Raw genomic sequence first — 26,642 nt, 5'->3', positions numbered from 1 at the left:
AACCTTCAGCGGGTCACCAGAGTTTCAGGGGCGGCGGGTTTGCCGAAGAAGGGCACGCGTTTGAGCGCCAGGCGCAGGGCTTGCCAGTGGATGCGCCAGACCAGCATCAGGCTCAGTGCCGGCATGGCAAAGAAGGCGGCCCGGGCGCTGGCCTCGCTGAGCGGCTGCAGCTGGCCGCTGACACTGGTCTGCAGCAAGGGCCCGGTTTCATCTTCATGGTCGATGCGGGCCACGGTGCGCGCGCCGCCTTGGCTGCTGTGCATGAAGCGAAAGCGATAGCCGCCGGCGACACGGCAAAACGGCGAGACATGGAAAACCTTGCGCGCCTGCAGCTCGCGTCCGTAGGCCAGGCCCTCGCCTTGCAGCAAATAGCAGTGGCGCTCGCCAAAGGTGTTGTTCACCTCGACGACGATGGCGGCCAGGCTGCCGTCGTGGCGCTGGCAGTACCAGAAGCTCACCGGCTTGAAGGCGTAGCCCAGCACGCGCGGGATGCAGTGCAGCCAGACCTCGCCGTCGGCATCGCTCACGCCCTCGCGCGCCAGCAGCTCGTCCAGCCAGGCGAGCGCGTCGGAGCCGCCTTCGCCGTGATCGGCGTCGTGGAAGCTGAGCCAGCCAAAGCCATTGCGGTGCAGGGCCGGGCAGGGCGCGGCGCGCAGCTGGCGCATCGGCAGCATCAGGAAATAGCTGCGGTAGGCGAAAGCATGGCGGCTGGGGCGCAAGCGGCTGTGGCGCACGACGCCACGGCCGATCAGGGCCTGCTGCGGCCAAGCCTGGGTGCCAGCAGCCCCTGCGCTCATGCCTTCTGCTCCGCCCAGCGCTGCGTCAGTGCCCGCGCCACGCCCAGGCCGGAGAGCAGGCCGTCTTCGTGGAAGCCGTAGCGCGTCCAGGCGCCGCAGAACCAGACCTGGCCGTCGCCCTGCATCTGCGCCACGCGGCCTTGCGCGGCCACGGCGGCGCGGTCGAACACCGGATGTGCATAGTCGAATTCACCGAGCACCTGGCTGGCCTTGGGCTCGCGCACCGGGTTGAGCGACACGACGACCGGCTGTTGCCAGGGCAGGGGCTGCAGGCGGTTGAGCAGGTAGTGCAGGCAAACGGTGCTTTGCTCGGAGCCGGGGCGGCTGCCGCCGTGTTCGTAGTTCCAGGCCGCCCAGGCGCGCTGGCGTTGCGGCAGCAGGCCGGCGTCGGTGTGCAGCACGGCGCGGTTGCGGTGGTAGGCGATGGCACCCAGCACCTGGCGTTCCAGCGCACTGGGCTGATCCAGCAGGCGCAGCGATTGGTCGCTGTGGCTGGCCATCACCACCGCGTCAAAGCGCTCGCTGCCGGCCTTGGAATGCACCAGCACGCTGCCGTCGGCCTGGCGGCTGACGGCTTGCACGGGGCAGTTCAGGCGCGTGTCGGCAATGCGGGGCAGCAGCTTGTCGACGTAGTGGCGGGCGCCGCCGCGCACGGTGAACCACTGCGGCCGGTTCGTCACCTGCAGCAGGCCGTGGTTGTGGCAGAAGCGGATCAAGGTGCTGATGGGGAAGCTCAGCATCTGCGCGGTGGGGCAGGACCAGATGCAGGCGACCATGGGCAGCAGGTACCAGTCGCGGAAGGCGGCGCTGAAGCGCTGCTCGTCGAGGAAGTCGCCGATGGGCTGGGCCAGGGCGCGCTCCTGGCCGCTGCGGGCCAGCTCGGTGCACAGGCGGTTGAAGCGGGTCAGGTCGCTGAGCATGCGCCAGAAGTCCGGCCGCAGCAGATTGCGGCGCTGGGCAAACACGGTGTTGAGATTGCTGCCGCTCCACTCGAGATCGCTGCCCGGCGCCTGCACCGAGAAGGACATATCGCTGGCGGCCACATCCACACCCAGCTGCTCGAAGAGCTGGATCAGCAGCGGATAGGTGCGCTCGTTGAAGACCAGGAAGCCGGTGTCGACGCCGTGGCGCTGGCCTTGCAGTTCGACATCGACGGTGTGGGTGTGGCCGCCGAAGTAGTCATTGGCCTCGAACAGCGTAACCCGGGCCTGCGAGCTCAGCGCCCAGGCGGCCGAGAGGCCAGCGATGCCGGAGCCGACCACGGCCACGCGGCGCGCGTTCGGGGGTAGGGCTTCGGGGAATTGCGGTGCGCCGAGTTGGCGCAACCATGGCAGCAAGTCAGCGGCGTGACCGTCGGCCGAGCCCGTAGCTTGGCGCAAAAGAAGAGGGCTTCCGGCCGTGCCGGAAGCCCCAGGAATAAAAGAAGTCGCAAGATGCCTCGAAGCCAACGAGGGAGGGAGGGAGGAGGAGGAAAACGGCTCCGAGATTTCAGCCCCTACACAGGGGAGATCTTGCGACTGGAATCGGTTGCATCGTACCGAAGTATTTGCCGGCGAGGAAGCCAAGACCGCCGTTTGCAAAGCTTTACAAACGTAGCGCCCACCCTGGGGCAAACGACTCAGGAGCTCTGTAGTTTGGGTAAAAAGCCCCGTATTGCTGTCGCCTGAAAAAGGGACAGTTTGCGGGTTGTAGGCAACAGAGTGGGACATGGCGCTGCGACAAAAAAGGCAAATAGTCAGTTGAACGTCAGGGTTTGGCGAGCAGGCGTTCCAGCTCCTGGGTGAAGGAATTGCCCAGCGGGTCGCTCATGGAGCCGAAGCTTTTGATCTCGCTACCGTCCCGCGCGATCAGATATTTGTGGAAATTCCACTTCGGCGTCTGTCCGGTGCGCTTGCCCAGATCGGCGTAGAGCGGGTTCAGTCCGCTCTGGCCGGCCTTGACCACCGATTTCGAAAACATCGGGAACTTCACATTGAAGGTGTTCTCGCAGAACTCGGCGATTTCCTTGTTGCTGCCGGGTTCCTGGCCGCCGAAGTCGTTCGAGGGGAAGCCCAGCACCACGAGGCCGCGTGCCGCGTAACGGTTGGACAGGGTCTCCAGCGCCTTGTACTGCGAGGTGAAGCCGCAGAAGCTGGCCGTGTTCACCACCAGCAGGACCTTGCCGCTGTATTGACACAGGGCCTGGGGCTTCTCGTCTTGCAGCCGCGGGAATTCGCGCTGCAGCAGCTCAGGACAAGCTGCGGCGGCAGATGCGGTCGGGCTGGCTGGGGCTGGCGCTGCTTGGGCTGGCGCACCCAGCAGAGCGGCGGAGAGGGTGCCGACCAAGGCACAGGCACCGAGCAGGCCGGGGCGGTGCTGTGGGCGATTGCAGGAGCGAGTGTCCATAGTTTGTCCTAGTCAAAACTTTGTTCTTTCACTATATTAGGCCATCTAGAGATTTTTGTCCTATGTTTGTCCAATACAAAGTTTGCGGTGATTGCATGAGCCTGGAGCCCCACTATGGTTGAGGCGCCGCCGAGTGCCGACTTGCATGCCGGCGCTGTGCCCGACGAGGTCGCGGCTGCTTTGACGCCGGCCCCTTCGGCTTGGCCCGGCATTGCCGCGGTGGAGCGCGACACCGGCATCAGCAAAGATACCTTGCGCATCTGGGAGCGTCGCTACGGGTTTCCTCAGCCCTCGCGCGACGCGCAGGGCGAACGGGTCTACCCGCCCGAGCAGGTGCAGCGTCTGCGTCTGCTCAAGCGTTTGCTTGATGCGGGCCACCGACCCGGGCGGATCGTGGCCGCCAGTGAGTCGAGCCTGCAGGACCTGCTGGGCCAGTCGCGCGGCGGGCCGGCCGAGGCCAGCGCTGCCGCCGCCCATGGCATCGACCTGCAGGAGTTCTTGCGCTTGTTGCGCCGCCATGAGGTCCAGGACATGCGCCGCCAGCTGGCTCAGGGCCTGCTGCGCCTGGGTCTGGGCGCCTTTGTGCGTGAAGTCGCGGCGCCGCTGACCGTCATGATCGGCGAGGCCTGGATGCGCGGCGAGCTCGAGGTGTTCGAGGAGCATTGCTACAGCGAGTCCTTGCAGCAGGTGCTGCGCCAGGCCATTCAGGCGATTCCGCCGCTGGCCCTGGGCGAGCGGCCGCGGGTCCTGCTCAGCACCTTGCCGGGCGAGCCGCACGGCCTGGGCCTGCTCATGGTCGAGGCCTTGCTGGTCTTGGAGGGTTGCCAATGCCTGTCCCTGGGCGTGCAGACGCCCGCCAGCGAGCTGGTCAAGGCGGCCAGAGCCCATGGCAGCGATGTGCTGGCCTTGAGCTTCAGCGGCCTGCTCAGTGCCGGTCAGGTGCAGCGCCAGCTGCGTGAGCTCCGCGCCGAGTTGCCCGAGGGCCTTGCGCTCTGGGCGGGCGGCCGCGCGGCGGCCTTGCAAAAGCGCGCTCCTCTGGCGGGTCTGCAGCATCTGACCGAGCTGGAACAACTGGCCCCAGCGGTGGCCGATTGGCGCCGGACGCATCAGCTGCCGAAGCCAGAAAACACCTGAAGCCCTGCGACAAGCGCGTGAAGACCAGGGGCCGCTGCGGGCCATGCCTGCCAAACGGTCTATGGCTTGTCATACTCAGTGCATAAGCTCGCCAGAGCAAACGAGGATCGATGATGCTTTACCCGGAACTTTTCAAGCAGCTGGAAGCGGTGCGCTGGAATATGGACAAGGACATCCCCTGGGATGCCTTCGACCCCGGCCTGCTCAGCGATGACCAAGCCCGCACCATCAAGATGAACGCCATCACCGAGTGGGCGGCGCTGCCGGCCACCGAGATGTTCCTGCGCGACAACAAGGACGACAGCGACTTCTCGGCCTTCATGAGCGTCTGGTTCTTCGAGGAGCAGAAGCATTCCCTGGTGCTGATGGAATACCTGCGCCGTTTCCGCCCGGACATGGTCCCCACCGAAGCGGAGCTGCATGAGGTGCGCTTCGACTTCGACCCGGCCCCGCCGCTGGAAACCTTGATGCTGCATTTTTGCGGCGAGATCCGGCTCAACCACTGGTACCGCCGCGCCGCCGAGTGGCACACCGAGCCGGTCATCCGTGCCATCTACGAAACCCTGGCCCGCGACGAGGCTCGCCATGGCGGCGCCTATCTGCGCTATATGAAGCGTGCCATGGTCAAGTTTGGCGATGAGGCACGCGCCGCCTTTGCCAAGGTCGGCGTCCTGATGGCCAGTGCGCGCCGCACCGCCCAAGCCCTGCATCCCACCAATCTTCATGTGAACGTGCAGCTGTTCCCGCGCGATACCATCCAGAGTCGCCTGCCCGACCCCGAGTGGCTGGAGCATTGGCTGGACAAGCAGATCCAGTTTGATTCGGTCTGGGAAAACAAAGTGGTCGAGCGCATCCTTCACAACATGAGCTTGCTGATGGAGCGCAGCTTCGCCAGCGTGCAGGAACTGAATCGCTACCGCAAGGAGATGGCTGGTGCTGTGGCGTCCGCCGCCTCTGCGGCTGCCGCCGCTGCGGGTGGTCTTGGCGGCGCCCAGGCTGCGACCTGAGACCCCGCCTTGGCCTGAACGGCCGCCATAAAAAAGCCCGCCAATTGGCGGGCTTTGTCTTGGGGCGCCGAGCTTTCGGCAGCCGGCTCAGTGAGAGTTGCGGCGATGCAGGATCAGCAGGGCGAAGCAGATCGCTGCCACCACCAGGCCGCCGATGAAGTGAGGCGAGGCGGTCTGCGCCAAAGCTTCTGCGGCATCGCGAGAAGCCCAGCCCAGCACATCGCCGACGCCCTTCAGTTCGATCTGCACCGAGGGGTTCTTGTCGCCGATCAGGTGCATGGAATCAAAGAAGGCCGAACCGGCGCCCGTCACTTGTTCGCCCAGGAGCTTCCAGACGATGGGGTTGCCGTACACCTCTTTCAGAGTGATGCCGGTGGCCACCACGGCCGTGATGACGGCAGGCACGCCCCAGCGCTTGAGCCAGGCCGCGGCCACCATGAAGATCATGAAGATCGGCGCCATCCAGAGCGTGAACAGCACCGTGCCCAGGGCCAGGCGGGCCAGCACGGCCAGGGCCGGCAGCACCAGCTGGAACCAGGACACCTGCAGCCAGATGCCGAAGCCGCCCAGCTTGAGCGTGATGGCCAAGGCCATCACCAAGCCCGACAACATGCCCACGCACAGGGCCAGGCCGAGCACGAACAAGGTGTGCATGAACAAGGTGGCGACGAGGCTCTCGCTGTGGCTGGCCGGCAGGGACAGCCAGAACTCGATCGAGCGGTCCTGGTGGTCACGTCGGGCCAGGCCGGGCAGCGAGAAGCCGGTCATCAGCAGAGTGATGCCCCAGACCGCCAGCATGGTCAGTGCGATCACGGCGCCGGCCAACTCGGTGGCCGGCAGATCTCGGGCCTCGCCCAGCTGCACGCCGCCAAAAGGCAGAGCGACCAAGGCGATCACAGGCAGGATCAGCATGGCGATCAGCCAGCCCATGTGGTGCTGCATCCATTCGCGTTGCAGCAGGGTCTTGAAGCGAGTTTGGAAATGTGTAGACATGATGGTGATTTCCTTGGGCTTGCTTTCAGTCTTGACGGGCACGCAGCTCGGGCTTGCGCGTCAGGGCCATGAACAGATCGACCAGGCTGGGTCGGAAGCGTTGGCCCAGGGCCTGCAGATGCTCGGGCGGCTCGCCGTCGAAGAGCGCGGCCGGTCGGCCTTGCTGGCGGTAGCGCAGCAGCGGGTGGGCCGAGGCCACCGCGTCCGCGGCCGAGGCGTCGTGCGACAGGGCGACGAAACGCGAGTCCATGGCCTCCAGGCTGATGTTGAGCACCAGCTTGCCCTCGTCCAGCATCATCACGTCGCTGAGCAGGGTCTCGATCTCCTCGACCTGGTGGGTCGAGATGATCACGCTGCGCTCGCCGTCGCACCACTCGTCGATCAGCATCTCGTAGAAGCTCTTGCGTGACATCACGTCCAGGCCGAGCGTAGGCTCGTCCAGGATCATCAGCTTCGTGTCGATGGCGGCGATCAGCGCCAGGTGCAGCTGGGTGACCATGCCCTTGGACAGACTCTTGACCTTGTCCTGCGTGCCCACGCTGGTGCGCTTGAGCAGGGTGCGAGCGCGCTCGGCCGAGAACCGGGGCTGCAGCCCGCTCATCAGCGTGATCAGCTCATGCACGCGTGCCCAGCGCGGCAGCACCGCCACATCGGGGATGTAGGACAGCGACTCCAGCAGTTCGCCGCGCTGATTGCGCGGGTCCAGGCCCAACACCTTCAGCTCGCCCGTGCCGCCGATCAGGCCCACCATGGCCTTCATCAGCGAGGTCTTGCCGGCGCCGTTGTGGCCCAGCAAGCCGACCACGCGGCCCTTGGGAATGCTGAAGCTGATGTTGTCGACGGCGGTCTTGCGGCCATAGCGAAGGCTGAAGTCGCGGGCTTCGATGAGGTGGCTCATGGTCGGCGTGGAGGTGAAAGTGGTCGAAGAAGGGGTCGGGCTGGCGATTGTGGCGTTCATGTTCATTTCGCCTCCCAGTTCAAATCTTGGGCGCTCAAGCCCAAGCGGCGCAGCTTGTCCCGCAGCTGCGGCCATTCGGTGTGCAGGAACTGTTCGCGCTTGGCCTGCAGCAGGCGTTCGCGGGCGCCGCTGCGCACAAACATGCCCAGGCCGCGGCGGCTCTCGATCAAGTCAGTGTCGACCAGGGCCTGCAGGGCGCGGGTGACCGTCAGGGGGTTGATCACATACTGGCTGGCCAAGTGGCGCACCGAAGGCAGAGCCTCGCCTTCGGGCGGTGAACCATCCAGCAATTGCACGGCCAGGCGATCGGCCAACTGCTGGTAGATGGGAGCTGAGTCGTTCCAGGTTTGCATATCGGTGAAGGCCGAAGCCGGTGTGTTGCTGATGTAGCACACCATAACAAGGCCACCGGGGCGCCCCAAGCCGGGCGCGACAGACTGCAAAAACGGGGGGATGAAGCGGAGCCGTGACGCCTGTCAGTTGGCGCTGAGTTCAGAACTGCATGCGCTGCACTTGAAACTCGGCTGCGGCTGCGGCTGCGGCTACGTCAGTGCTCAGGCGTGGCTGCAAGTCCTTGAGCCAAAACACTTTTCTTCATGCGGCGCAGATACCTTCGTTTACGGGCTCGCTACCGCGTAGCCACGGCACGTGCGCCAGTCTCGAAAACTGGTTTGGGTGCCGAATGGGTTCCGTGCGCTTGAGTTTCCCCTGCTGAGCCTCCTACGATGGCGACACCTTGGAGCCCAGCTTCGATTCAATTGGCGGCAAGCTCCTCCCGGATTTCGTGCTTGCCGACTTGCTAGGAGCTCTCAGCGTGAACTGTCCAGCTTGGGGTCCAGCGCGTCGCGCAGGCCATCGCCCAGGAGGTTGAAAGCCAGCACGGTCAGGAAAATGGCGATGCTGGGCATCAGCGCGATGTGTGGCGCGTTGACCATGTCGGAGCGTGCTTCGTTGAGCATGGCACCCCACTCGGGCGTGGGCGGCTGGGCGCCCATGCCCAGGAAGGACAGGCTGGCCGCCGTGATGATGGACACGCCGATGCGCATCGTGATGAAGACGACCACGGTCGACACGGTGCCGGGCAGGATGTGGCGGGTGATGATGGTCCAGTCCGATGCGCCGATGCTGCGCGCCGCCTCGACGTAAGTGAGGTGCTTGAGCGCCAAGGTATTGCCGCGCACCAGCCGCGCGAAGGTCGGTATCGAGTAGATGGCCACGGCGAGGATCACATTGCCCATGCCGCCGCCTAGGATGGCGACGATGCCGATGGCCAGCAGGATGCCCGGGAAGGCCAGCAGCACATCGCAGCTGCGCATGATCAAGCGCTCCCACCAGCCCTCGTAATAGCCCGCCAGCAGGCCCAGCGTGGTGCCGAGCACCGAGCCCACCAGCACCGAGACCAGGCCCGCCACCAGCGAGACCCGAGCGCCCATCAGGATACGGCTGAAGATGTCGCGGCCCAGGGCATCCACGCCCAGCCAATGCTCGGCGGAAGGGGTGGCGTTGATGCGGTCGTAGTCGAAGTAGTCTTCGGCGTCGTAAGGAACGAGCCAGGGCGCAGTGAGTGCCATCAGCCCGAGCAGCAGCACGAAGATGAGCGCTGCGACGGCCACTGGCTGGCGCTTGAACTTGCGCCAGAACTCGCTGGCGGGGGTGCGAACTTGAAGAGTAGTCACTTGTAGCGAATCGTCGGGTTGATGACGCCGTAGAGCACGTCGACCACCAGGTTGATCAGAATGAACTGCATTGAGAACAGCAGCACCTCGGCCTGGATGACCGGGTAGTCGCGCATCTCGACCGCATCCACCAGCAGGCGGCCGAGGCCAGGCCAGTTGAAGACTTTCTCGACCACGATGGAGCCGCCCAGCAGGAAACCGAACTGCAAGCCCATCATGGTCACCACCGGGATCAGCGCATTGCGCAGTGCGTGCTTGAGCACCACCTGTCGCTCGGGCACGCCTTTGGCGCGGGCGGTGCGGATGTAGTCCTCGTGCAGCACCTCGACGAAGGACGCGCGGGTGAAGCGTGCCATCACCGCGGCCACGCCTGCGCCCAGGGTCAGCGAGGGCAGGATGTAGTGCCGCCAGCTCTCTGCACCTACCGTGGGCAGCCAGCCCAGGCCGACGGCGAAAACCGTGATCAGCAGCAGGCCCAGCGCAAACGAGGGGAAGGAGATGCCCGAGACCGCCAGCGCCATGCCCAGGCGGTCGGGCCAGCGATTGCGATTGACGGCCGCCACGATGCCTATGCCCAAGCCGATTACAACCGACCAGCCCATCGCTGCGAGGGTGAGCCAGAAGGTGTAAGGAAAGCGGTCGGCCAGTTCGTCGATGACGGGCCGCTTGGTGCGGATGGAGTGGCCGAAATCTCCCTGCAGCACGCCGCCAATGAAGCGCATGAACTGCTTGTGCATGGGCTGGTCCAGCCCCAGGTCCCGGCGCACCAGCTCGACGGTCTGCTCGTCAGCCTCAGCGCCGGCCGCCAGCCGCGCCGGGTCGCCCGGCAGCAGATGCACGAAGAAGAACACCAAGACCGCGACGATCAGCAAGGTGGGCAGCACGCCCAGCAGTCGCTTGAGGATGTAGGCGGTCACGGTTGCAGCTCGACGTTTTCGAAGTGGAAAGAGTTGTCAGGCATCTGGAAGATGCCACTCAAGCCCTTGGCTTTGGCGTAGGCCACTTTGCGCGTTACGAGGAAAGCCCAGGGTGCGTCCTTGTGCACCAGTTCCTGCGCGCTGCGGTAGGCGCTGGCCTTGGCTTCGCGTTCCGAGGTGTTCAAGGCCTGTTGGAGCAGGTCATCGAGCGCCGGGTTGCTGTAGTAAGCGAAGTTCTGCAGCCGAGGCGGCTGCGCCTCGGTGGCGAACAGCGGCCGCAGCCCCCAATCGGCCTCGCCTGTGGACGATGACCAGCCCGCGAAGTACAGCCGCACACCCGCCTCGGCTGGGTTCTGCACGTTTTCCAGTTGCTGCACACGTTGGCCGGTCTCCAGCAACGTGATGCGCACCTTGATGCCCACCTGGGCCAGCTGCTGCTGCAGGAATTGCGTGGCCTTCTGCGCGGTGCTGTTGTTGCTGGCCCAGAGCTCGGTCGTGAAGCCGCCCGGGTAGCCCGCCGCCTTGAGCAGTTCGCGCGCTTTGGCCGGGTTGTGATCGTAGCGACCCACCTGGGCTGCGAAGTCTACGCCGATCGGCACCGGGCCTTCAGCCGCGGTAGCAAAGCCCGAGTAGACGACCTTGGCCAGCGCGGGCTTGTTGATCGCGTAGTTGATGGCGTGGCGCACGCGCACATCGTCGAAGGGTTTGACCCGCGTATTCATCGACAGGTACTGAGCAAAGATGCCCGGCCCGCTGATCATGTCGAGCTTGGGATTCTTCGCCAGGTTCTCGGCTTGCTCGAAGGGCACGGGCGCGGTGAAGTGGGCCTCGCCGGCCTGCAGCATGGCAGTGCGGGTGTTGCTGTCGGTGACCGGGCGCCAGACGATGGCGTCGATCTTGGGCAGACCTGGCTTCCAGTAGCTGGTGTTCTTGGCCACACGCACGTAGTCGGGCTGCTTCCACTCGACGAACTTGAACGGACCGGTGCCCACCGGGTTCAGGCCGATCTGCTTGCCGTGCTTGGTCAGCGCTGCCGGCGAGATCATCACGGCCGACGGGTGTGCCAGCTGGTTGATGAAGGCCGAGAACGGGCGTTTCAGTGTGACGCGCACCGTGCTCTCGTCCACCACGGTTGTGCTCTCGATGTTGCTGAAGAGGTTGAAACGCTTGAGTTTGTTCTCTGGGTTGGTGACTCGGTCGAACACGACCTTGACGGCGGCCGCGTTGAAGTCGCTGCCGTCGTGGAACTTGACGCCACGCCTGAGCTTGAAGGTGTAGACCAGACCCGCCTTGGACACCTCGTGGCTGAGCGCGAGTTCGGGCACGACCTTGAGGTCCTTGTCGAAGGTGTAGAGCCCCTGGTAGAAGGACTTGCAGACCGAAAGGTCGAGGGTGATGTTGGTGTCGTAGGGGTCCAGCGACGCCAGGGTGTTCTCGATGGCAAAAACGGCGGTCTTGCCTTGCGCAAGTGCGGATGCGACGGCACCGGTGAGTGCCAGTACCACTAGCGTGCGGCGGGCGAATGCAAAGTTCATCAGGGAGCTCCGTGAATGTTCAGGCCGTCAGCCCGACGGCGTGGCGGGCGACGAAGTGCTGGTAGCCGACGACCACCAAGGGGGCGACGACGGGTGGATCGTTGAGGTCGCGCAGGGGGCTGGGCAAGTCGCCTGCGGCCAGCTCGCCCCGGGTGCGACGCCGGCTTGGGTCAGCCACAGGTACGGCGGCCATCAGTCGGCGTGTGTAGGGATGCTGCGGGTTCTCGAACACTGCGCGGCGCGGGCCGATCTCGACGATCTGTCCCAGGTACATCACCGCCACCCGGTGGGCCACCCGCTCCACCACGGCCATGTCGTGCGAAATGAACAGGTAGGACAGCCCCAGTTCGGCCTGTAGGTCCAGCATCAGATTGACGATCTGCGCCCGTATCGAAACATCAAGCGCCGAGACGGCCTCGTCCGCGACGATCAACTTTGGGTTCAGCGCCAGTGCCCGCGCGATGGCGAGGCGCTGGCGCTGGCCGCCGGAGAACTCATGTGGGTAGCGGTCGGCGGCTTCGGCCGGCAGACCTACACGCTGCAGCAGCCACTGCACCCGTGCTTGGGCCTGCTCGGCCGTGGCGAGCTTGTGGATGTACAGCGGCTCGGCAATCGAGAAGCCCACGGTCAGACGCGGGTCCAGCGACGCGAAGGGGTCCTGGAAGATCATCTGAATGTCGCGCCGTAGCGGCTGCATCGCCCGGCGTGACAGCTTGGCGAGGTCCTGGCCATTGAACAGGATCTGCCCAGCCTGGGCGTCCACCAGCCGCATCAGACTGCGCCCGGTGGTGGACTTGCCGCAGCCCGACTCGCCCACGAGGGCCAAGGTCTCGCCGGCACGCAGCTCGAAGCTGACCTGTTCGACCGCGTGCACGCGCTTGCTGACCCGGTTGAAAAAGCCCGTACGCACGTCAAAGCGCGTGGTCAGACCCTCGACCTTCAGCAGCAGCTCGCCCGGCGGGCGCGACTGCACCTGCACAGGGGCCATGTCGCCGGCCGCGTCCATCAGCGCGATGCTGGCCGGCGCTTCGCTGCCAGCCATGGCGCCGAGCGTCGGCACGGCAGCGAGCAGGGCCCGCGTGTAGTTGTGCTGCGGCCGGGCGAACAAGGCGCGCGTTTCGCCTTCCTCGACCTTGTCGCCGCGCAACATGACGACAACGCGATCCGCGCTCTCGGCCACCACACCCATGTCGTGGGTGATCAGCATCACACCCATGTCCAGCTCCTGCTGGAGGGTACGGATGAGTTGCAGGATTTGCGCCTGCACGGTGACGTCCAGTGCCGTGGTGGGTTCGTCGGCGATCAGGAGGCTGGGCTTGCAGGCCAGCGCCATCGCGATCATGACGCGCTGGCGCATGCCGCCCGAGAGCTGGTGCGGGTGGCGCGTGAGAACCTGCCGCGCGGCCGGGATGCGCACCATCTCCAGCATGCGCAGGGCCTCGGCCAGCGCGGCGGTGTGGCTCAGCCGCTGATGGATGCGCAAGGCCTCGGCAATCTGCTCGCCGACGGTGAACACTGGGTTCAGCGAGGTCATCGGCTCCTGAAAAATCATCGCGATGTCGGCACCACGGATGGCACGCATGCGGGCCGCGTCGGCCCGAGCGAGGTCGAGTGCGTCGCCCTGGCGTGGCTGGAAGTGGATGGCGCCCGCGTCGATGCGTCCGCCACCCTGCTCGATCAAGCGCATCAAGGCCAGCGAGGTGACCGACTTGCCCGAGCCTGACTCACCGACGATGGCGAGGGTCTCGCCCGCACCGACCTGAAAGCTCAGATCGCGCACCACCTGCGAGCGGCCGGCCTCGGTCTGAAAACTGACGCACAAGCCCTCGACCTGTAGGACGGGCGGCTTCATGGCTGGGCTTCCTTGTAGATGGCCACCACCGGCGCCTCGCCCACGCGGGCGAAACCGCGGTACATGCCCTCGGTGTTGAAGGGCATGCAGACCTCGCCGCTGGCAGCGATGGCGATCAGCCCGCCCTGTCCGCCCAGGGCCGGCAGCGTCTGCATGACGACTCGCTCTGCGGCCTCGGCCAGCGGCAGGCCGGCATAGGCCATCAGGGTAGAGACATCGTGCGCCGCCAGCGCGCGCATGAACGGCTCGCCCGTGCCGGTGCACGAAATCGCCACCGTGGCGTCATTGGCATAGCAACCCGCACCGATCAGAGGCGTGTCGCCCACCCGGCCTGCCTGCTTGTTGGTCATGCCGCCCGTGGAAGTGGCGGCGGCCAGGTGTCCGGCGTCGTCTAGCGCGACGGCGCCCACGGTGCCGAACTTCTGGCCCTCGTCCAGTGGCGCGTTATCGGTGTTGATCACGGCGGCCTGCCCGTCATGATCGAGCACCACCCCGGCGGCCAAGGCCTGCGCCAGCCGCAATTGCTGGAGCCGCTGCGGCGTGCCGAACCAGCCGTGGGGCACCTGCTCCAGTCCCTGCCGGGCCGCGAACAGATCGGCCGCCGGGCCCACGAACATCACATGCTCGCTGTGTTCCAGCACAGCACGGGCGGCCAGCACCGGATTGCGAGTGGTGCGCAGGCCCGCGACAGCACCGGCTCTCAGGCCGTCGCCGGCCATCACGCAGGCGTCCAACTCGTGTGTGCCGGCGGCGGTGTAGACCGCGCCCCGGCCAGCGTTGAACAGCTCGCATTCCTCCAGCGCCCGCACGGCCTGCACCACCACATCCAGGGCGCTGTCTCCGCGCTGAAGCTGCAGCTGGCCCGCCCGCAGGATGCCCTCCAGCGCATTCGTGTATTGCGCAGCAGCCTCCGGGCTCATGGCGCTGCGCAGCAAGGTACCGGCGCCGCCGTGGATGGCCAGCACGGGGCGGCCACGTGCTGTCGCAGTCGCTTCGTGGGAAAGGGTCTCACTCATCTGCAAGGTGGGCTCCGAGGTCATGTGTTGGAATTTCAATTCCACATAAAACTATTTATGAAACTCATTCTTTCACACTGGAAGGCTTGCTGTCCATCGGGGAAGTTCAGCCCCGCTGCGTCGTGAGGGCTGTTGTCTGGCGCGTTTTCTTCTATGAAAAGCTGGCATTTCAGTCTGGATTCTTCAGTGCCGATCCTCGTTTTCCCTAGTTAGAAATACATTTCCACATTTGCGCTTAAGTGAAATACTGTTATCAAGCACAGACCCGGGGCTGCCTCGCCGAGTCCCGCGAAGCTTGGTCAATTGCCCCGTGCTGCCGCATGCACCTGCGGCCACGAACCCTCTCTTCTTTAAAGGAAGCCCCATGCCCCAACACCTGCACCTACACCAGCCCGCTCTCACTTGCCTGGCACGCGCCCTGAGGCTCGCCCTGGGCGCCGCCACCTGCCTCGGTTTGGGCCAGCAAGCCCTCGCGCAAGAGGACGGAACCAAGTTGATGCGTGTCGAGATCACCGGCACTTCGATCAAGCGCCTGGATGCCGAAACCGCGCTGCCGGTGCAGGTGATCAATCGCGAAGCAATTGAAAAGAGCGGCGTGACCACGGCCGAGCAGTTGCTCGGGCAACTCGCCGCCAACGTCGGTGCCATCGAGGAGAAGGCGCAGAACACCGACACGCAGAAGAACAGCGGCTTCTCCGGCGCCAACCTGCGCGGTTTGGGTGTCAGCTCCACGCTGGTACTGCTCAACGGCCGGCGCATGGCGAACTACGCCTTCGGCGGCCAGGGTGTGGATCTCAGCAGCATCCCCTTGGCCGCGCTGGAGCGCGTGGAGGTGCTCAAGGACGGCGCATCGGCGACCTACGGCGCCGATGCCGTGGGCGGCGTCATCAACTTCATCACCCGCAAGGACTACCAGGGCGCCCAGATCTCCGGTCGGCTCGGCGGCTATGACGAAGGCGGCGGCAAGCGCAAGCAGCTCAGCGCCTCGGCAGGCTACGGCGATCTGGTCAGGGACGGCTACAACGTCTTCGGTGCTTTGCAGGCGCAGAAGAGCGCTCAGTTGCGCGCCTCACAACGTGAATGGGCCAAGACGGCGCTGCGCCCCGATGTGGGCAGTGTTGGCACCTCCACGACCAACTTTCCCGCCAACCTGTTCACCACATCCGCAGCCTCGTCGCTGATCGGCAGCGTGGACACCAATGGCGGCAAGTGCTCGCCACCGACCAGCGTGTTCAGCGGTGGCTTCTGCAATTTCGACTATCAGGCCACGGCCGACTTGGTGCCGGAGGCAAGCAAGGTCAATGGCTTCGCACGTGGTGTCGTGGCACTGAACGCGAACAACTTCCTGTTCGCGGAAGCGGCTCACTCCACCAACGAGGCCGAATACCGCATTTCGCCGGCCACCTTCACCAGCTACCGCCTGACCGCCACGGGCCCGCGCATCTCGCTGACCTACCCGAAGAACGGCCCCTTCTTCCCCAAGACCTACACCAGCCTCACCGGCCAGGTCTTGCCCACGCCCAACACCAAGGACATCTTCGTCTCGGTACGGCTGCTGCCGCTGGGCCAGCGTGAGCGCGTGCAGGAGACGACGCAAAGCCGCTATGTCTTCGGTGCCGAAGGCGAGATCGCTGGTTGGGACTACAGCGCCGCGTTCAACCATTCGGTCTCCAAGGCAACCGAGCAGTACAACAACGGCTTCGTCTACGGCAACAAGCTGGGCCCGTTGATCACGTCGGGCGTCGTCAACCTCTGGGGCGACAACACGCCGGAGGTGATGGAACAGCTGCGTGCCACTCAGGCCAATCATGTCGCCGGCCGCACCGGGCGGGCCGTGTCGGACAGCATCTCCGGGCATGCGTCCAAGGAGGTCTACCAACTGCCGGCGGGTGCGCTGGCGCTGGCTGCGGGCTTCGAGCTGCGGCGCGAGAAGCTGACCGACATCCAGTCGGACGAAGCCAAGTCGGGCTTGCTCAACAACATCACGTCTTCGCCCGACACGCGCGCTGAGCGCAAGGTCAAGGCGGTGTTCGCCGAAGTGCACATGCCCATCGCCAAGGGTCTGGACGCCGACCTTGCGGTGCGCCATGACCGCTATGACAGCGGTGACATTGGCAACAGCACCAACCCCAAGTTCAGCCTGCGCTGGCAGCCGGTCAAGGCGTTTCTGCTGCGATCTTCCGTCGGCACGGGCTTCCGTGCGCCGTCACTGGCCGACGTGAGCGCGTCGGGCGGGCTGAGTTCCAGCTCCAATTTCTACAGTGATCCGCTGCGCTGCGTCAACGGCGTCGGTCCCGGCTGCAAGCCTGGCCCCATCCCGATCCGCTCGGGCGGCAACCCCTTCCTCAAGCCCGAGACTTCCAAGCAGGCTTCGCTGGGTGCCGCCTTCGAGCCCGGCATGGGCGTGCTTGCCACGGTCGACTACTGGCGCATCCAGAAGGACGATGTCATCTCGCAGCTGAGCGAGAGCCTGATCGGCTCCAACTTCGCCTACATCAGTCGCTATGTGACCCGTGACCCCGCCGACCCAGCCTACCCCGGCCTGCCCGGGCAGATCAGCGAAATTCTGCTGCCGGTGGATAACCAGGGCGTGCGCCGCATCAGCGGGCTGGATCTGGCGCTGACGCACCGTGGTAACTTGGGCGCGTACGGCCGCTTGCGCTCGTCGATCAGCGGCACGCTGCTGCTCAAGAGCGAGGAGCAGCTCGTCAAGGGTGGCGAGGTGAGCGATGTGCTGGGCAAGTACGCCAATCTCTACCCGACGCCGCGCTGGAAGCACCAGATCTCCATCGACTGGTCCCTTGGCGCGTGGAACGTCGTCGCGGTCAACCAGTTTCAGTCGCACTACCGCGACGCCTTCGCCAGCATGCCGGCGGCTGCCGACGGCTTTGTCGCCAGCGTGGCCCACGGCACAGCGGGTTCAACATCCAAGAACGTGGCCTCACACAGCACGTACAACTTGCAGGGCAGCTACACGGGTCTCAAGAACCTGCGTCTGACGGCCGGAGTGACCAATTTGTTCAACAAGGCACCGCCAACCTCCAACCAGAGCGGCTATTTCCGAGGTTTTGACCAAAGCGTCGATGCGACCGGCCGTTTTGGCTATGTCAGCGCGACCTACACGCTGAAGTGAGCCCTGCCGTGACCCGCTCTCTTCAAGCTCCGGCGGCGGTGGTGATGGTGCGCCCGCACCATTTCCACCCCAACCCGCAGACCGCAGCCGACAACAGCTTCCAGTCGCAGGCCGCGCAGGCCGACGCCGAGCTGCTGGCGGCCCAGGCGCGCGACGAAGTCACGGCTGTCGCCGCCAGCCTGCAGGCGGTGGGTGTCACCGTGCATCTCTTCGAAGACCACGGCGAGCGCGACACACCCGACGCGGTCTTCCCCAACAACTGGTTTTCCACACATGCCGGCGGGCATGTGGCGGTTTATCCGATGTACTCGTCCAACCGCCGCCGCGAGCGCCGGGCCGATGTGATCGAGATGCTGAAGGCGCGCTACCGCGTTCAGGACGTGATCGACTACTCGGGGCTGGAGGCTGACGGCCTGTTTCTGGAAGGCACCGGCGCCATGGTGCTGGACCATGTGGAGCGCGTGGCCTACACCGCCCGCTCCAACCGCGCCGACGCGGTGGCACTGGAGCGCTTTTGCACGCACTTCAACTTCGAGCCCATGGCCTTCACGGCGACCGACTCGGCCGGGCAGGCGGTTTACCACACCAACGTCATCATGTGCATTGCCGGCGCCTTCGCGCTGGTGGCGCTGGAGATGATCCCGGACCCGCAGCGGCGCGACGAGATCGCCGCGCGGCTGCGCGATTCGGGCCGCGATGTCATCGCGCTGAGCGAGGCTCAGATCAATGACTTCGCCGGCAACGCACTGGAGTTGATGGGCCGCGACGGCCCGGTGCTGGCCTTGTCGAGCCGTGCCGCGGCGGCCTTGTCGGCCGAGCAGCGGCAGGTCATCGAGCGCACGACGCGGCTGCTGCCGTTGTCGGTGCCCACCATCGAGCTGGCTGGCGGGTCGGTTCGCTGCATGCTCGCCGGCATCCACCTGACGCCGCGCTGAGGAGGCGGTAGGGCGGTTCACACGGGTCGAGCGCCGGGCCGCCCCAAGCCGGCCCGCTTGGCGATGTGCGGGCTGCTCAATGCCGCTCGTATCGCTGCCCCCCCGGGGGGGACCTATTGGGCTTGCCCGCGTTCAGCGTGGCAAGGCCGGTCGAGGGGCGTGCACTCTAAGCGCGCAGCTGCGATGCGATGGACTCGGTCAGTTCGGCGGCCAGGCTGACCGCCGCCGGGTTGCGCCGCATCACCTCACCCACCAGAGCTTCGCAGAGCAGCTGCACTGCCACATAGCTGGATGGCAGCATCGGATGCGCCGCCGACGCCAGCAAGCGCAAGTCGGCCTCGTTGGCCAGCGGTGCTGCGTGCGAATCGATGATGGCCAGAACCTGGGCGCCGCGCTCGCGGGCATAACGAGCCAGGTTGGCGGTGTCGCGCGAGTAACGCGGCACGCTGATCGCCACCAGCACATCACCCTTGCCGATGTTGCTCATGCGGCTGGCGCTCTGCTCGGTGCCGCCACTGGTGCTCAATGCGGTCACGGCTTGGCTGTAGGGTGTCAGCGCATCAGCCAGCCAGCCGCAGACATGGGCGGTCAGACCGAAGCCCAGCACGTAGATGCGCCCCTTGGTGCACAGCAGCTTGGCGGCGGTGGCGATGTCCTGGGGGGTGTTGTCGCGGAGCAGCTGCTCGGCATTGGCGCGACCCATCGCGACATACTGCGCGAAGGGGTCCACCCGGCCGCGCTGCTGCTCATCGCGTAGCTTTTGCACTGGGTCAATGGTCTCGCGCATGACGAGGGCCAGGTCCGCCTTCAGCTCGGCGAAGCCGGGATAGCCGGCGGTGCGTGCGAGGCGATTCACACTGGCCGGCGAGCTCCCGCTGGCGGTCGCGATCTCGCTGATGGTCAGCGTGGCGGCCTGCGCCGTGTGCCTGAGCATCCACTGCGCCACCAGCGCCAGTGCAGGCGGAGCATCTTTGGCGCACTCGCGGATGCGGTCGAAGGGATGCGCTGCAACCGGTGCGCTCCCTGAGCGATTGGACTGGGACCTTGCCATGCTTACGGTACTTTCTTGTTCTGCACGGTTGCGGATTGTGCAGTGAGACAGCCGTCACGGCAGGGGGCTATGCTCACCCGGACATGAGCATAGCTGACCGCCTGGTCGCCTGCGGCGCGGAATTCGCTGGTGGGCGTTCGCGCGATGCGGAAGTCGAATTTCGGGGCCTGGGCCGTCTGCCCCGATGCCAGAGCGGCGCCGCTTCGGCCCATCGCCTGCATTAGTTTGAAGAAGTTCATGGCCCCGGGGTGCTGCAAATCAAGCATTTGAGCGGCCGGGGTGTCAGGCAGCCGCGGCAGCAAGGGCCGGGTCGGGTCGAGCTGCACGCTCAGCTGTCCTGCTGCATCGATGGCTGCTCTGTCCTCGGCCCGCAGGTAGTGGATGGTGGCGCCCTCTAGGCCGAAGCCGTCTGACGTGCTCATCGTCCGCGCAGCGCGCAGGTCCACGACAAACACGCCGCCCGCGCCGATGACGCGCATGGCCGTCGCCCCCTTGGCATTGGGCCGCTCCACGAGCAGCGCCGTGTTCTCGTCGACACCGAAGCCGTAGTCCAAACCGCTGTCGGCGACGAAACGCAGCAATCGGCCCTCGCGCCCGCGCTGCGAGAAGTGGGAGTCCAGCGCGCCCAGGCTGAACAGGCCGAGGCCGCCCTCCGGATACGTCACGCCCGTACTGCCAGCGCCCTCGATGGTCGGCCCGCGGCCCCGCACAAAGCCTTTGGCCAAGGCCTGCCAGGACTCGCCACCGGAGATCATGGCCACCGGCTGGCCGCGCACATGCCCGCCTGCCTGAGCCGCATTGCCGGCGCTGCTGCCTGCCACGACCAGGCTGCCTGCGGCGTGACGCTGACGCAGGATTCGCAGCTGCTCGCTCGCGCTGGTGTGGCGGCCGTTCGCATCGAGGTTGACGAGGCTCTCCAGCAAGCGAGCCTGATCGCCGCCCGCAAGAAAGATGCCGTCCAGCCGTCGCAGCACGGCGTTGAGGCCAGCCTCGGGGTCCTCGCAGGCGCGGCGCTGCTGGGCGGCCAGGTCCGGGTAGTCCAGATGCAGATGGAACTGCGAGCGCAGGGCCGATCCGGTGTTGGCATAGCCGTCGAACAGCAACGGCAACTGTTCGCACTGGCCTTGATTCAGGGCTCGCCGCAGCGCGCCGCTCAGCGGCAACCACACCACTTCAGCTCCTGCTGAGCGCAGGGCGTAGAAATTGATGTCGTGTTCGGCAAAGGGGTTGGCACTCGCCGCCGTGACGAAACCTATCAGCGGTTGCCGCCCTCCCGCCACCTCTCGTGCGGCCGACACCAGGCTGCGATAGATGTCCGCGGTCGCCGCATTGCTCACGTATGCGACGCTGCGCGCCTGTATCCGGCGCGGCGGGCGCGGCTGTGGTTCCAGGCAGCTGTGCAGCACCGCCGCCCATTCGCTAGGGTTCAAGCCCGGCAACAGGGCTTGCAACTCGCCTGCTGCCAGCGACTCCTGGCGCTCCTTCAGCGCTGCGAGCACAGCCTGCTTTCTTGCACTTGGCAGGATGCTTTCGGGTAGCGCTGCAAGCTTGCCCAGTGCGTTCGCGTCGATGCGGTAGCTCGGTGCGGCGCTGTTGGTGAGCGGTTCGAACCGCACCTGCTCCGGCTTCAGTTCGGCCAGCGCCGGATCCTTCGCAAGGATCTCCAACCAGGGCAGGGCGCAGTTGAGGCTGAGCACGCTGCCGGGGTGCGGTGCGTTGCTGCTGGTGCAGTTCTGCATGCCGCCGCCGATGATGATGTTGGCCACGCGCTCGGCGGCGGCCCCGGTGGCCGTGCCCAGCAGTGCGGCCGCCAGCGTCCAAGTCCTGCAATGCATGACCTCAGCTCGCCCGTCGACGCATGACGGCCAGCAGCAGCAGTGTGCTCAGCACCAGCCATGCACTGCCGGGCTCAGGCACGGCGGCGACGGTCTTGCCCGGCGTCACCCAGATGCGGTCCAGCAGCAGAGGGGCCGAGGAGAAGTCTCCTTCCACGCCCAGCCACAGGGAATTGACGCCCTGTGTCAGCGAGTCGACCGAGGCGCTGCCCAGGCTGGTGAAGCCACTGCCCAGGTCATAGGCTACCGAGTACATCAGCGCGTCGAGGTCCAGGTCCAGCCTCAGCGTCAGTGCGCTGACGGCGGCCAGGTTGGCCGTGCTGGCCAGCACGCTGCCGTCGCCGAAGGCGTCGACGCCGCCGCCCAAGTTGAAGCCCCCTGCTGTTGCCGACAGGCTGAACGCCGCGGTGTTGAAGTCATTGCCCTCGATGAAGCCCAGGCTGAACCGGCTGCCGGGACTAGCGGAGCTCCAATTGGCGATGCTGGCGTACAGGCTCAGCGTGCCGGTGCTGATGCTGTCGAAGTTGGGGCCGAAGTCGGCATAGGCCGAGCGCGTGCCACTGCCGCCCTTGCCGTCGTTGCCGATGCTGAGTTGACCGGCGCCGTTGGTGGCCGAACCGGTCAGGGCCAGGCCCCAGGTACTGCCAGGCCCGTTGAGGCCGCTGCCCTCGTTGACGGTCTGGTTGAGGGTGCTGCCTGCGACCTCGGCAAAACGCCAGTCGGCGATGACCGGAGCGGCCGTGGCCGCAGCGCAGAGGGTCGTGGCAAGGAATGCGAGGAGAGTGTTCTTCATGGTTTGTGCACGTCGATTCAATAGGGGTTGGCGGGCACGGCGCCCTCAACGCTCAGGTTCAGCGCAGGCTGGGCCGACAAGCCGCGGGCGAAGTCGAAGGTCTGGCCCGGTGCGAGCTTGACGCGCTGCACATTGCGGTAGATCAGCGGCAGGCCTGCGCTCACCTGTGTCAGCGTGGTCTTGCGGCGGTCCTCGCGCAGGATGTAGCCGTCACCGGCCGCCTTACCGTCGACGATAGGTGCGCGCTGGAAGGTGCCGATGTTGTTGCGGTCGATGAACAGCGAGGTGCGTTCATCGAGGGCCACACCGTAGATGGTCGAAGTACGCGCGTCCTTGCGCAGCCGTGCCATGAATGCCATCGTGCGGCCCATGCGATCACGGTTCTGGAAATGCGGCTCGGCCAGAATGTTGAAGCCCAGCGGCAGATCGAAGAGCTTGCTCGTTGACAGGATCATGCTGGGACGGTACGGGTTGGCCACGGCTTCCGCGCTGGTCACGGCCAGCAGCGCGCCCGGGTCGTACATCCACTCGGATGAGACCACCATGCCCGCCGAGGTGCCGCCCACCACGGCACCCCGTGAATACGCCTGCTTGACCGCGGCGGCCAAGCCGGTGTCGCGCCAGTTTTCGATGTAGGCCGATTGGTCGCCCCCGGCGATCCAGATCATATTGGCCCGCGCCACCGAGTTGACGACATAGGCACTGTTGGCCTTCTCTCGCGTGTCGACGAACAAGGTCTCGACCGAGTTGGGCTTGAGCGAGGCCTGCAAGGCGGCAGGCATCTCATTGACGATGGTGTTGTAGAAGTACGGCTGGTAGCCATTGCTGCCGCTGATGCGCAGCACGACGATGTCGCCGCCATTGATGATGGGAAAGGCCTTGGCGGCGAAGGCACTGTTGACCTCTGCGCCACCTCCCATCAGCAGCAGGGCCGGGCCCCCCACCGTGGGCTTGTCAGCTTGCAGCGGGTTGCCGTCGAGGAAAGTCAACAGATTGGATTTGCGGCTGGGCCGGCCGTTTGCGGCGGGCACGTCCGCGACTGGGAGCTCGTTGTAGCTGACTGAGAGGCTGTCGATCTCGGGCGCTACGTTGGGGCCTGCTGATGCCGTGTTGGTGCTGCCGGGGAAGTTGCCGCTGACGGCCAGCACGGCATGCGAGACCGTGCGCGTGTTGCTCGCTGAATTGGCTGCCGCGGTGAAGCTGGTGACGATCGGGGCGGCGCCCGCGATGTTGTAGCTCACCGTGTAGATGTTGGGCAGCACCCGCTTGTCGATCTTGAGCGTGATGTTGAGTGGGCCGCTGAGCTTGGCCGGAAGGGTGCCCACCGCGAAGTTGCTGAGCGAGTCGCGCACCACGAGGGCGATGCCGGCTGCCGTAGCGCTGAACTGCAGGTCCGCAACCAGCGAGGCGCCGGACGTGGCGGTGCCGGCGCCGGTGCGAAAGCCGAAGTTGAAGATCGGCCTCGTGCTGGCGGCATAGGCTGTGCCGCCGTTCTTGATGTCCCACGCGCGCATCGACAGCGTCAGGGCATAGACGTCTGCCGACGGGATGTTGACGGCCGCTGAGCTGTAAGCCACGGCCGTGCCCATGTAGCCGATGCGCAGCGCACCTGTGCCGCTGGTCTCAGTGCCGAACACCGCGCTGCCCCACTGGCCCAGGAGTCCGCTGGGCGCGGAATTGAGAGTGGCCGGCAGAGCCGTGCCCTGCACGTCATCGAAATCCCAATGCTGCGCGAGGCTGGCCTGAGCTTGGGCTGCGGCGCCGGTGAGAACGGCAATGCATGCGATCAGTGCCCGCAGAGTGCCTCCCGCATTGAAAGAAAAGACGGGGTGTCCGTTCAGCATGGCGATGAGCCCTTTCAGCGCCAGCCCTTCGGCTCGCGAGTTGAGTGAGTGAATATCAAGTTTCACAACTCTACTGTCTGGAAAAGACATTTTCACCTCGGGGAAGCCCCTAGCGGCAGCGGTGGGGCTCAAACCGGTCACGGCGCGTACTGCGGCTCTACTTCAACTTGCTGACTTTCGGCTGCCCGCTGCTGGGGGCAGCACTGAGATCTTGGCTCGGGGTTTCCTTGGGCGCAGCCGGGAGCTGCTGGCGGTGAAAATTTCCTGGTGCGCACTGTCGAAACGGGTCGTCCTCGATCGTCGTGCTGGAGTCATGCCTTTTGATCCCCCACTTCGAGGAGCCCCGCCATGAGCCGAACGTCTGCCGCAGCCACCGCCAAGAAACCAGGGTCGGCCCGCGCCCGATCCGCCGCGCCTCCGGCCACCCGCTTGCTCCTCATGGTCTCCACCCGGAAAGGCGCCTGGTTCTTTCACAGCGATGCCAAGCGCAAGACCTGGACGGTCGACGGACCACACTTCCTGGGCCACACCATCAGTCACCTGATGCTGGACCCACGAGATGGCCGCAGCTTGCTGGCGGCCGCCAAGACCGGCCACCTCGGCCCGACGATCTTTCGCTCCACCAACCTGGGCCGCAGCTGGAAGGAGGCTGCGCAGCCGCCCGCCTTTGCCGCTCCAACAGCGGCGAGTGGACTACCGGGTCGCTCGGTCGACCACAGCTTCTGGCTGACGCCGGGCCATGCCAGCGAGCCGGGCACTTGGTATGTGGGCACCTCGCCGCAAGGCCTGTTCCGTTCCGACGACGGCGGTGAGCGCTGGGCGCCGCTGGCCTCGGTCAACGACAGTACGCAGTTCCGCGAATGGATGGGCTCGGCCCAGGACGGCACGCCGGACGGCCCCAAGCTGCATTCGGTGATCGTCGACCCGCGCGACCCCCAGCATCTCTACTTCGGCATGTCGGGCGGCGGCGTGCATGAATCGCGTGACGGGGGCGCCAGCTGGAGCACCCTGGTCCAGGGCATGGAGGTGGTCGGCGGTTTTGACCCCAACACCATCACCTTCCATGACCCGCATTGCCTGCGCATCTGCCCCACGCAACCGGATCGGCTTTACCAGCAGAACCACTGCGGCATCTACCGCCTGGACCGCACGGGCCGGGCCAAGGACGATGTCTGGCAGCGCATCGGCCGCAAGATGCCCAAGCGCGTGGGCGACATCGGCTTTCCCATGGTGGTGCACCCGCGCGACCCGGACACGGCCTGGGTCTTCCCCATGGACGGGCAAGACGTCTGGCCGCGCACCGCGCCGGGCGGCCAGCCTGCGGCCTACATCACCCGCAATGCCGGCAAGACCTGGCAGCGCCTGGACCAGGGCCTGCCCGAGAGCCAGGCCTGGTGGACGATCAAGCGTCAGGCCATGACGGTGGATGCGCAGGCCAAACCGGCGCTCTACCTTGGCACCACCAGCGGCGAGCTCTGGATCGGCCGCGAAGAGGGCGCGAAGTGGCAGAACATCGCCCGCCATCTGCCGGAGATCTACGCGGTCGAAGTGGCCGAGCTGGCATGAAGGTCATGGTGCCGGCCGCGCTGCGCTCTTACACGCGCGAGCTGCAGGTCGAGGCCGAGGGCGAGACGCTGGACGCCTTGTTCACCGACCTCGACCGGCGCTACCCGGGCCTGCGTTTCCGGGTGGTCGATGAGCAGGGGCAGCTGCGCGCCAATATGCGGATCTTCGTCAACGGCCAGGGCGTGCGCGATCTGCAGCAAGGGCTTGCGGCGGACGACTTTGTGGCCGTGGTGCTGGCGCTCAGCGGCGGCTGAGTCAGCCTCCGCCCCGACCTGGGGAAAGCCCGTCTGGCGCCGCCATGGCGCTTGCCGGAGGCTGTGCGCTCCGAACAAGCAGGGCCTGTGCGGCCCGACGAGGAGGAGGAGTGTTCATGAGCTCAGTTCTCATCAGCGGCGCGCAATACCTCGCCCACCCCGAGCGAGTCGATCGCAAAGGCCCCTTCGAGCGCACCTACTTGGCAGAGGGCGATTCCTGGATGGACGCCAGCGCCCTGGCCCAGGGCTCGCTGCCCTATTACCTGGTGCAAGAGTTCAATCGGCGCGGCCAGAGCTGCCTGATCATCAACATCTCCACCTCGGGCCAGACCCTGCAGCGCATCGAGCAGACCATGCAAGGCGACTACGTCTGGTGGTTGCGCCAGCAGCGTTTTGACGGCGTGCTTTTCAGCGCCGGAGGCAATGATTTCATCGACGCGGCACGCGACCCCAAGCCGGGCGAGGGCTTGCTGCGCGAGATGGCCGGCCAGCCCTTGCCGAGCGATGGCTATGCCTGCGTTCGGCCCGAGGCCTTGAGCCTGCTGCGGCATTACCTGGACGTCAATTTCAGCGCCATGGTCCAGGCCTTGCGCGACAGCCCGCTCAATGCCGACACGCCCATGTTTCTGAATGGCTACGACACGCCCACGGCGCGCAATGCGCCGGCACTGGACGGCGCGATCGGGCCTTGGCTCTACCGGGCCTATGTGAAGAACCAGATCCACCCCGTGCTTTGGCCTACGCTCACCCGCGGTCTGTTCAAAGAAATCCAGGCGGTGGTCCAGGGCTGGGCCCAGGCGCATGCCGGCGTACAGGCCGTGCCCACCTCGGGCCAACTGCAGCCCGCTGCGGAAGGCAGCACCGGCAGCAGCGGCGACTGGAAAAATGAGATCCACCCCAATGCCCGCGGCTGGAAAAAACTCGCGCCGCTGTGGGCGGATGCGCTGGCCTGAGAAAAAGA

The 26,642-nt window shown here is 65.9% G+C and carries 22 protein-coding genes; 7 read left to right on the top strand and 15 right to left on the bottom strand.

The window, feature by feature from the left end:
• Positions 1 to 5: 5 nt before the first annotated feature.
• The 3 genes from LNV28_RS03720 to LNV28_RS03710 form a co-directional block, all read right to left on the bottom strand.
• On the bottom strand, positions 6 to 797 hold the full coding sequence (locus LNV28_RS03720; protein ID WP_263516438.1) for a DUF1365 domain-containing protein: 792 nt from the start codon (positions 795 to 797) through the stop codon (positions 6 to 8).
• On the bottom strand, positions 794 to 2,122 hold the full coding sequence (locus LNV28_RS03715; RefSeq protein WP_263517139.1) for an NAD(P)/FAD-dependent oxidoreductase: 1,329 nt from the start codon (positions 2,120 to 2,122) through the stop codon (positions 794 to 796). Before LNV28_RS03715 ends, LNV28_RS03720 begins: the two co-directional genes overlap by 4 nt.
• Before the next feature lie 421 nt (positions 2,123 to 2,543).
• Positions 2,544 to 3,182, bottom strand: a complete 639-nt coding sequence (locus LNV28_RS03710) for a glutathione peroxidase (protein ID WP_263516439.1) — start codon at positions 3,180 to 3,182, stop codon at positions 2,544 to 2,546.
• A 114-nt stretch (positions 3,183 to 3,296) separates the two neighbouring features.
• Between LNV28_RS03710 and LNV28_RS03705 the strand changes: the two genes are divergently transcribed.
• A complete protein-coding gene (locus LNV28_RS03705) occupies positions 3,297 to 4,316 on the top strand; it encodes a MerR family transcriptional regulator (protein WP_263516440.1) in 1,020 nt (339 codons plus the stop codon).
• Between the two features lie 113 nt (positions 4,317 to 4,429).
• Positions 4,430 to 5,323: an acyl-ACP desaturase gene (locus tag LNV28_RS03700; RefSeq protein ID WP_263517140.1), complete on the top strand. Its 894-nt coding sequence runs from the start codon at positions 4,430 to 4,432 to the stop codon at positions 5,321 to 5,323.
• 87 nt (positions 5,324 to 5,410) lie between these two features.
• On the opposite strand, the gene LNV28_RS03695 is transcribed toward LNV28_RS03700, so the two are convergent.
• The 8 genes from LNV28_RS03695 to LNV28_RS03660 all read right to left on the bottom strand — a co-directional run bounded on the left by LNV28_RS03695 (position 5,411) and on the right by LNV28_RS03660 (position 14,270).
• On the bottom strand, positions 5,411 to 6,316 hold the full coding sequence (locus LNV28_RS03695; protein ID WP_263516441.1) for a hypothetical protein: 906 nt from the start codon (positions 6,314 to 6,316) through the stop codon (positions 5,411 to 5,413).
• Positions 6,317 to 6,341: 25 nt separating this feature from the next.
• A complete protein-coding gene (locus tag LNV28_RS03690; protein WP_263516442.1) occupies positions 6,342 to 7,274 on the bottom strand; it encodes an ABC transporter ATP-binding protein in 933 nt (310 codons plus the stop codon).
• Between the two features lie 2 nt (positions 7,275 to 7,276).
• The gene (locus LNV28_RS03685) at positions 7,277 to 7,672 is read right to left on the bottom strand and encodes a GntR family transcriptional regulator (protein WP_263516443.1); all 396 of its coding nucleotides are present in this window, start codon (positions 7,670 to 7,672) and stop codon (positions 7,277 to 7,279) included.
• Positions 7,673 to 8,083: 411 nt separating this feature from the next.
• Entirely contained in the window at positions 8,084 to 8,950 is an 867-nt protein-coding gene (gsiD, locus tag LNV28_RS03680) for a glutathione ABC transporter permease GsiD (RefSeq protein ID WP_263516444.1), read from the bottom strand.
• The gene (gene gsiC, locus LNV28_RS03675) at positions 8,947 to 9,867 is read right to left on the bottom strand and encodes a glutathione ABC transporter permease GsiC (RefSeq protein ID WP_263516445.1); all 921 of its coding nucleotides are present in this window, start codon (positions 9,865 to 9,867) and stop codon (positions 8,947 to 8,949) included. The genes gsiD and gsiC overlap by 4 nt, the downstream gene beginning before the upstream one ends.
• Positions 9,864 to 11,402, bottom strand: a complete 1,539-nt coding sequence (gene gsiB / locus LNV28_RS03670; protein WP_263516446.1) for a glutathione ABC transporter substrate-binding protein GsiB — start codon at positions 11,400 to 11,402, stop codon at positions 9,864 to 9,866. Before gsiB ends, gsiC begins: the two co-directional genes overlap by 4 nt.
• A 19-nt stretch (positions 11,403 to 11,421) precedes the next feature.
• A complete protein-coding gene (locus LNV28_RS03665; protein ID WP_263516447.1) occupies positions 11,422 to 13,254 on the bottom strand; it encodes an ABC transporter ATP-binding protein in 1,833 nt (610 codons plus the stop codon).
• Positions 13,251 to 14,270: an isoaspartyl peptidase/L-asparaginase family protein gene (locus LNV28_RS03660; RefSeq protein ID WP_263516448.1), complete on the bottom strand. Its 1,020-nt coding sequence runs from the start codon at positions 14,268 to 14,270 to the stop codon at positions 13,251 to 13,253. The genes LNV28_RS03665 and LNV28_RS03660 overlap by 4 nt, the downstream gene beginning before the upstream one ends.
• A gap of 364 nt (positions 14,271 to 14,634) precedes the next feature.
• On the opposite strand from LNV28_RS03660, the gene LNV28_RS03655 reads away from it, so the two are divergent.
• Together LNV28_RS03655 and ctlX are read left to right on the top strand one after the other, a co-directional pair.
• Positions 14,635 to 17,403, top strand: coding sequence for a TonB-dependent receptor plug domain-containing protein (locus LNV28_RS03655; RefSeq protein ID WP_263516449.1), 2,769 nt, complete (start codon positions 14,635 to 14,637; stop codon positions 17,401 to 17,403).
• Positions 17,404 to 17,447: 44 nt separating this feature from the next.
• Positions 17,448 to 18,338 (top strand): citrulline utilization hydrolase CtlX, encoded by an 891-nt coding sequence (ctlX, locus tag LNV28_RS03650; RefSeq protein ID WP_263517141.1) that lies wholly within the window; start codon positions 17,448 to 17,450, stop codon positions 18,336 to 18,338.
• Between the two features lie 166 nt (positions 18,339 to 18,504).
• On the opposite strand, the gene LNV28_RS03645 is transcribed toward ctlX, so the two are convergent.
• The 4 genes from LNV28_RS03645 to LNV28_RS03630 are packed head-to-tail and all read right to left on the bottom strand — an operon-like array spanning position 18,505 to position 23,861.
• Positions 18,505 to 19,389 (bottom strand): MurR/RpiR family transcriptional regulator, encoded by an 885-nt coding sequence (locus LNV28_RS03645; protein WP_263516450.1) that lies wholly within the window; start codon positions 19,387 to 19,389, stop codon positions 18,505 to 18,507.
• 2 nt (positions 19,390 to 19,391) lie between these two features.
• The gene (locus LNV28_RS03640) at positions 19,392 to 21,224 is read right to left on the bottom strand and encodes a cyanophycinase (RefSeq protein WP_263516451.1); all 1,833 of its coding nucleotides are present in this window, start codon (positions 21,222 to 21,224) and stop codon (positions 19,392 to 19,394) included.
• Between the two features lie 4 nt (positions 21,225 to 21,228).
• On the bottom strand, positions 21,229 to 22,017 hold the full coding sequence (locus tag LNV28_RS03635) for a hypothetical protein (protein ID WP_263516452.1): 789 nt from the start codon (positions 22,015 to 22,017) through the stop codon (positions 21,229 to 21,231).
• A gap of 17 nt (positions 22,018 to 22,034) precedes the next feature.
• Positions 22,035 to 23,861, bottom strand: coding sequence for a cyanophycinase (locus tag LNV28_RS03630; RefSeq protein ID WP_263516453.1), 1,827 nt, complete (start codon positions 23,859 to 23,861; stop codon positions 22,035 to 22,037).
• Positions 23,862 to 24,209: 348 nt separating this feature from the next.
• Here LNV28_RS03630 and LNV28_RS03625 point away from each other — a divergent pair, with 348 nt between their 5' ends.
• The 3 genes from LNV28_RS03625 to LNV28_RS03615 all read left to right on the top strand — a co-directional run bounded on the left by LNV28_RS03625 (position 24,210) and on the right by LNV28_RS03615 (position 26,634).
• The gene (locus LNV28_RS03625) at positions 24,210 to 25,427 is read left to right on the top strand and encodes a beta propeller repeat protein (RefSeq protein ID WP_263516454.1); all 1,218 of its coding nucleotides are present in this window, start codon (positions 24,210 to 24,212) and stop codon (positions 25,425 to 25,427) included.
• Positions 25,424 to 25,681, top strand: coding sequence for a MoaD/ThiS family protein (locus LNV28_RS03620; protein WP_263516455.1), 258 nt, complete (start codon positions 25,424 to 25,426; stop codon positions 25,679 to 25,681). Before LNV28_RS03625 ends, LNV28_RS03620 begins: the two co-directional genes overlap by 4 nt.
• 116 nt (positions 25,682 to 25,797) lie before the next feature.
• Positions 25,798 to 26,634 carry a GDSL-type esterase/lipase family protein gene (locus LNV28_RS03615; protein WP_263516456.1) on the top strand — a complete coding sequence of 279 codons (837 nt, stop codon included), beginning with the start codon at positions 25,798 to 25,800 and terminating at the stop codon, positions 26,632 to 26,634.
• Positions 26,635 to 26,642 lie beyond the last annotated feature (8 nt).

The organism is Paucibacter sp. DJ2R-2 (assembly GCF_025717675.1).
Taxonomy (GTDB): domain Bacteria; phylum Pseudomonadota; class Gammaproteobacteria; order Burkholderiales; family Burkholderiaceae_C; genus Paucibacter_A.
The sequence above is the reverse complement of the archived record's forward strand: the minus strand, read 5'-3'. Positions and strand labels throughout refer to the sequence as shown.